The organism is Aquirufa sp. TARAVU-A1A (genome assembly GCF_054558675.1).
This window is the reverse complement of sequence record NZ_JBPXKP010000008.1, coordinates 120,523-127,079: the sequence shown is the minus strand read 5'-3', so window position 1 is coordinate 127,079 and position 6,557 is coordinate 120,523. Positions and strand designations below refer to the sequence as shown.

Annotated in this window: 5 protein-coding genes; 2 read left to right on the top strand and 3 right to left on the bottom strand. The window is 44.5% G+C overall.

Annotation, left to right across the window (positions count from 1 at the left end; genetic code table 11):
• Positions 1 to 136: 136 nt before the first annotated feature.
• The 3 genes from bshB1 to trxB are packed head-to-tail and all read right to left on the bottom strand — an operon-like array spanning position 137 to position 2,888.
• Positions 137 to 823 (bottom strand): bacillithiol biosynthesis deacetylase BshB1, encoded by a 687-nt coding sequence (gene bshB1, locus V7S75_RS11370; RefSeq protein ID WP_459514003.1) that lies wholly within the window; start codon positions 821 to 823, stop codon positions 137 to 139.
• 4 nt (positions 824 to 827) lie between these two features.
• The gene (locus V7S75_RS11365) at positions 828 to 1,940 is read right to left on the bottom strand and encodes a peptidoglycan DD-metalloendopeptidase family protein (protein ID WP_459514001.1); all 1,113 of its coding nucleotides are present in this window, start codon (positions 1,938 to 1,940) and stop codon (positions 828 to 830) included.
• 9 nt (positions 1,941 to 1,949) lie between these two features.
• Entirely contained in the window at positions 1,950 to 2,888 is a 939-nt protein-coding gene (gene trxB, locus V7S75_RS11360) for a thioredoxin-disulfide reductase (protein WP_459513999.1), read from the bottom strand.
• A 115-nt stretch (positions 2,889 to 3,003) separates the two neighbouring features.
• On the opposite strand from trxB, the gene V7S75_RS11355 reads away from it, so the two are divergent.
• Positions 3,004 to 4,260, top strand: coding sequence for a cation:dicarboxylate symporter family transporter (locus V7S75_RS11355; RefSeq protein ID WP_459513997.1), 1,257 nt, complete (start codon positions 3,004 to 3,006; stop codon positions 4,258 to 4,260).
• A gap of 13 nt (positions 4,261 to 4,273) precedes the next feature.
• The gene (locus tag V7S75_RS11350) at positions 4,274 to 6,550 is read left to right on the top strand and encodes an NADP-dependent malic enzyme (protein WP_459513995.1); all 2,277 of its coding nucleotides are present in this window, start codon (positions 4,274 to 4,276) and stop codon (positions 6,548 to 6,550) included.
• The last annotated feature ends 7 nt before the right edge of the window (positions 6,551 to 6,557 follow it).

Genomic DNA, 6,557 nt, shown 5'->3' with positions numbered 1-6,557 from the left:
GAGAGACCCCACCTAAATTTAAACATGAAAACCCCTAACTTTATTCATGAAAAAGAGTCGAAGAAAATATATTCTCCGACCCCTTAAAATCAATCTAAAACTGTCAACCTATTTTAGGACGACTCAAAGCTATAATTTAAAGACTCATCTGAATCGTCGCCTGCGTCTGAAATCCCTCCCCATATTTCACCCCAATCTTATGTCCCATTTCTTGGGCACGGGCTTCGATGAAAGCTAGGAAATCAGGGCTGGAAATGTAAGATGCGGGTTCGGAGGAATTTGGGTCAAAAAATTGACTCTTGAAAGCACGGATTGCGGCTTCTTTTGTTTCCCAATGTGCGGAAATATCCACCACAAAATCGGGTTTTAAATAGCGATCCTGGATGTAATGATAGACATGTTTCGGTCTCCAAGGGGCTAAGCCAGTTTCAATCTTACGTAAGCCACTCAAAAAACAGGCATCAATGGCCAATTTTGCTCCCTTGCCATGATCGGGATGCCGATCTTCCAATGCGTTTGCAAGCACGATATCTGGTTGGTATTTACGGATAGCTTGGACGAGCTTTAATTGGCTCTCGCGATCATTTTGGAAAAAACCATCCGCTAATTCTAAATTTTCGCGCGCATGGATTCCTAAGATTTCGCTCGCCGCTGCTGATTCCGCTAAACGAATTTCAGGTGTGCCGCGGGTACCTAATTCACCACGGGTAAAGTCGACAATCCCTACTTTCTTCCCTTGGGCAATGGCCGATACAATCGTTCCTGCCACGGCTAATTCCGCGTCATCCGGGTGAGCTGCTAATACAAGTATGTCTAGTTTCATGGGCTTAGTGAATACGTAGGCGTCTTCCTGCGCGGATGGTTGAGGTCATACGCAAACCATTCAATTTGGCTAATTTGTTCGCTGATATTCCAGCACGCTGTGCTATCGAATATAGGGAGTCGCCTGAGCGTACTTTGGTCCAAACTTTACGTCTGCTGCGAATTTTCTCACCCGCACTGCCATATTCGTTACGTAAGGATAGGGCACGGATGTTGAAGGTTTGGGCGGTGATTAATAAATGGTCCGACAAAGGTTCACCAGTTCCAAAATTATATACTTGATTCGGGTTGAATGGATTTCCTTCGTAGCGTGTTTCAAAATGCAGGTGGGATCCTGTGCTCCGACCAGTATTTCCGCCTAAGCCAATCTCATCGCCAGCTTTAACAAAGGTTCCAGGTTCTAATCCTTGCTTTGACATGTGGCCAAATAATGTCTCTAGTCCATTATAATGGCGCAAAACCATGTATTTTCCATAGCCGCCTCCGTCATAATTCACCACGCGAACGATGCCGTCAAAAGGTGCATAAATCGGGTAGCCTGTCTCTAAATCCAAGTCGACTCCCGCATGCAAACGCCCCCAACGCGGTCCAAAAGGACTGGTTTGTTTCACAACGGCCAATGGCGGTGCCCAATTACGACCTGCCGGCAAATTATACAATTCCAAATCAATGGGTTCATCAAATTCTTTGGCATTAATATCGTATGGATCAATGCTCTTGGTATCCCATATCGAATAATAAGAAGCAACAGAAACGAAATCTTCTGTTCCTACCGGCGCATTCTCTTCTTCAATTTCAACGACTAAGGCTTCCCCTTCGTCGATGGATGTCGTATCAAAATTACTAATCGTTGGATTTAGAATTTTCAAAGGTTCATACTTGCGTTCCTGCATCTCTGAGCCCTGAATAGCCGTTGCCGTACTCTCGCTTTCCGTACGAAAAGTCAAGGGTGGCAAATCATCCAAATCATCTTTTTTGGCCGATTTATCCTGGTATAAAGAGGAACTTGGCTTAGATTCGATTTTGGTATTTTTCTTGAAAAGCTTTTTTTCTTGAGCATACGTACTCAGGGTCGCGAAGACCATGCACATGCCCAGAATGATTTTGCTAAAATTCATATAGGTATTTTAGTGTAAATTGTTGGCCGCCAACCATCTTTCGGCGTCCAAAGCGGCCATACAACCACTTCCTGCAGCTGTAACGGCTTGTCGGTAAGTCGTATCCTGCACATCTCCACACGCAAATACGCCTGGAATATTCGTGCGAGAACTTCCTTTCTCCGTGATTAAATACTCTTGCGCATCCATGTCTAATTGGCCTTTGAAAATGCTTGTATTCGGTTGGTGACCAATCGCCACAAAGAAACCTGTCAAGGCAATTTCTTCGGTTGCTTGTGTGACATTGTTTTTAATGCGAATGCCTGTTACGCCATTGGCATCTCCTAAAATCTCTTCTGTTTCAGAATTCCAGTGAATGGTAATTTTAGGATTATTTTTCACACGCTCTTGCATAATCAATGAAGCGCGCATTTGATCTCTACGTACAATTAAATGCACTTCCGTACATAAATTGGCCAAATAACTCGCTTCCTCCGCTGCTGTATCGCCAGCTCCTACAACAGCAACCGTTTGGTTGCGATAGAAGAATCCGTCACACACCGCACAAGCTGAAACGCCTAAGCCATTGAATGTTTTCTCGCCTTCGAGTCCCAACCATTTTGCGGATGCACCTGTAGCAATAATCACGGAATCAGCCAGGATTTCGGTTGTATCATCAATCCACACTTTCTTCGGTTGGCACGTAAAATCTACCTTAGTCGCCATGCCATAACGCACATCGGTTCCGAAACGTTTGGCTTGATTTTCTAAATCCACCATCATCGCGGGACCGTCAATTCCATTCGGGTATCCCGGGAAATTATCCACTTCAGTTGTTGTGGTTAATTGGCCTCCTGGTTGGCCACCTTGATACATCACAGGCTGTAAACCTGCACGTGAAGCATAAATTGCGGCGGTATAACCCGCTGGACCCGACCCGATAATAAGGCACTTAATGGAATTCGACATAGGTAAAAATTGGAATAAAATGAGTCTGTAAATTTCGGTAAATAAGCTTACAATCGCAAACCTCGAATTTCTCCTTTTTGTTCCTTACATTTGTTAGATAACCTCGCTTTAACGTATGATTCGTAAAAATATTACACATAATCTAACATTTTGGGTTCTGTTATCTATTTTGATCGGTGTGCTTGTTGGCCATTTTTTTCCTGAAATAGCCTTACACACCGTCTTAGCGGATAAAGTCAGTTATTCGTTTTTAGGTACCGAAATTTCGATCGGTAAAAGTTTGAGCGAGGTGCTCTCGGGTGTTTTTATCAGTTTAGTGAAGTTGTTTATTCATCCCATCATCTTCTTGACGATCAGTTTAGGGATTGTCAACATGGGGAATTTGAAAAAGGTGGGTCGTGTAGGTGGTAAAGCTTTATTGTATTTTGAGGTCGTAACCACTTTGGCACTGATTATTGGGTTGGGCGTTTCGCATTTATTAACTCCGGGCGAGGGGGTTATTCGGTCGGAAATTGCCGGTGGGGATATTTCGAAATTTACCCAAAAGGCTGCTTCGTTTAGTTGGATGATTTTTTTGAAAGAGAATTTTACCATTCAGGTCTTAGGCTTCTCTTTGTTCTTTGGTTCCTTTTTAAATTTCGTACGCGGAAAAGCGCGCATGATTGCCGGCATGCACCAAGCGGAACATTGGGTTTTCTGGGGCTTGAAAAAGGTGATGTATTTAGCTCCTTTGGGTGCTTTAGGCGGAATGGCTTACACAATCGGTAAATTTGGGATTCATTCATTATTACCGCTCGCCAAGCTAATGGTTTCCGTTTATGCGACGATGGGAATCTTTATTTTTGTCGTTTTGGCCCTCATCATGCGTAGTTGTGGAGAACGCATCACCGCTTTTTTGAATTACATCAAAGAAGAATTGTTGATCGTTTTGGGAACCTCATCTTCTGAGGCAGCTTTGCCTTCGTTGATGAAAAAATTGGAACGCATGGGTTGTTCCAAATCGGTCGTGGGCCTTGTCGTTCCTGCCGGTTATTCGTTCAACCTCGATGGAACGAGTATTTATTTGTCCATGGCCACCTTGTTTTTAGCGCAGGTATATGGAATCCAATTAAGTTTTGAACAATTATTAACCATCATTGGCGTCTTGATGGTTACGTCCAAAGGTGCTGCCGGGGTTACGGGTAGTGGTTTTGTGGTATTAGCCTCTACGCTAAGCGCCTTGCAGGTTATTCCATTGGAAGGTCTCGCATTATTACTAGGTGTGGACCGATTCATGTCGGAAGCCCGCGCCATCACCAATTTTATTGGAAACGGGGTAGCCACCATTTGGCTCGCCAAACACGAAGGAGAATTTCATCAACCAGAAGCCTAATTTATAAACGTTTATGTCCACTTCATCCATTTTAAAAGAAGATGCCCTCGAATACCACGCAGGTGGGAAACCGGGGAAAATCGAAGTAAAACCAACAAAATCTACAGCAACCCAACGGGATTTATCACTTGCTTATTCCCCCGGAGTTGCCGAACCCTGCTTGGAGATTGCGGCCAACATTGAAAAAGTATATGATTACACGGCCAAAGGTAATTTGGTCGGTGTCATCTCAAACGGTACGGCCGTTCTCGGTTTGGGAAACATTGGTCCCGAAGCGAGTAAACCGGTCATGGAAGGGAAGGGGGTACTTTTCAAAGTATTCTCGGATATCGATGTATTTGATTTAGAATTGGCTTGCACGGATCCCGATCAGTTCGTGGAGACGGTGGTCAACTTAGAACCTACCTTCGGAGGTATTAATTTAGAAGACATTAAGAGTCCCGAATGCTTTGAAATTGAAGATAAATTAAAGAAGCGCCTCAAGATTCCGATCATGCACGATGACCAGCATGGTACGGCCATTATTTCTTCAGCTGCCTTGATTAATGCCTTGGAGATTGTAGGGAAGAAAATCGAAGAAGCCCGTTTTGTAATTTCTGGTGCAGGTGCAGCTGCCATTTCTTGTGTGAAACTCTACTTGAAATTAGGCGCCCGAATTGAGAATTTCTACATTTTTGATAAAGACGGATTAGTATCCAAAGATCGTACCGATTTAAATCCCTATGTTGCTCCGTTGGCGGGTCCTGCCGGTAAACAAGTGACTTTAGCGGAAGCGATGCAAGGGGCGGATGTCTTTTTAGGCTTGTCGGTGGGCAATATTTTAAAGCCAGAAATGGTTGCGACAATGGCGGCCCAACCGATAGTTTTTGCGATGGCGAACCCTACCCCGGAAATCGGATATGAGGAAGCAAAAGCGGTTCGTGAGGATCTCATTATGGCTACAGGTCGTTCGGATTTTCCAAATCAAGTGAACAATGTCTTAGGATTTCCATTCATTTTCCGCGGGGCGCTCGATGTCCGCGCAACCGAGATTAACGATGAAATGAAATTGGCCGCAGCCAAAGCACTCGCTTGCTTGGCGAAAAAGCCAGTTCCTGATATCGTGAATTTGGCCTACAATGAAAAGAGCTTGTCTTTTGGACCAGACTATATCATACCCAAACCGGTTGATCCACGTCTTATCACGACGGTTTCCATGGCCGTTGCAAAAGCCGCGATGGAGTCTGGCGTTGCGACAAAACCAATCACGAATTGGGAGGCCTATGAATTGCAATTAGCGAAACGCCTCGGCTTGGATAACCAAGTCATGAAGTTTATTCTGAAGCGGGCGAAGAGCAAACCGAAACGTATTTTATTCGCGGATGCGGAGAACTTGAAGGTTTTGAAAGCGGTTCGCGAGGTGCTCGACGAAGGGATTGCGAAACCCATTTTATTAGGCTCCCGCGAAAAGATTCAAGCGATTTGCGAAGAAAATCATTTGGACTTAGGGAAAACCGAAATCATGGATTTTAAACATGCCGATAATGCGGATCTAGTTGCGGAATTTGCCGAACTGTTCTATGAGAAACGGAAGCGGAGAGGGGTGACGCGCTGGGAGGCCAACAAGCAAGTGCGGAAGAGTAATTATTTCGCTGCGATGATGCTGGAAACAAATCGCGCCGATGGTGTGATTTCAGGCCTGACAAAAAACTATCCGGAATCAATCCGACCAGCCTTGCAGATTATTGGCAAGCAAAAAGGGGTTAAGAAGGTGTCGGGTATGTATTTATTGTTGTCAAACAAGGGGCCACTGTTCTTTTCGGATACGACGGTCAACTTCGAACCGAGTGTTGAGGATATCGTCGAGATTACTGAATTGACTGCCAAAGCCGTGAAGCGATTTAATATCATTCCAAGGATTGCATTATTGAGTTACTCGAACTTCGGTTCGGCCGATGGAGCGGATGCGATTAAAATGCGTCAGGCGACTCAAATCTTACAAGAGAAACATCCGGATTGGATTATCGAAGGGGAGATGCAAGCGCATTTAGCGTTTGATAAGGAATTACGCCAACAGAATTATCCGTTCGCGGCATTAGGTAATGAAACGGCAAATACATTAATCTTCCCGAATTTGTCGGCCGCTAATATTGCCTACAATTTATTGAAGGAAGCAGCTGATATCGAATATGTAGGTCCTATTTTATTGGGCTTAGGGAAACCAACGCACATACTTCAATTAGGTGCGAGTGTTCGAGAAATCGTCAACATGGTCGCCATTGCGGTCGTCGAGGCACAATCGCCTCAGTAAATTCAGA

Coding starts and splice junctions, on each gene's coding strand:
- bshB1 (WP_459514003.1), bottom strand. CDS start 823: ATGAAACTAGACATACTTGTATTAGCAGCTCACCCGGATGACGCGGAA.
- V7S75_RS11365 (WP_459514001.1), bottom strand. CDS start 1,940: ATGAATTTTAGCAAAATCATTCTGGGCATGTGCATGGTCTTCGCGACC.
- trxB (WP_459513999.1), bottom strand. CDS start 2,888: ATGTCGAATTCCATTAAGTGCCTTATTATCGGGTCGGGTCCAGCGGGT.
- V7S75_RS11355 (WP_459513997.1), top strand. CDS start 3,004: ATGATTCGTAAAAATATTACACATAATCTAACATTTTGGGTTCTGTTA.
- V7S75_RS11350 (WP_459513995.1), top strand. CDS start 4,274: ATGTCCACTTCATCCATTTTAAAAGAAGATGCCCTCGAATACCACGCA.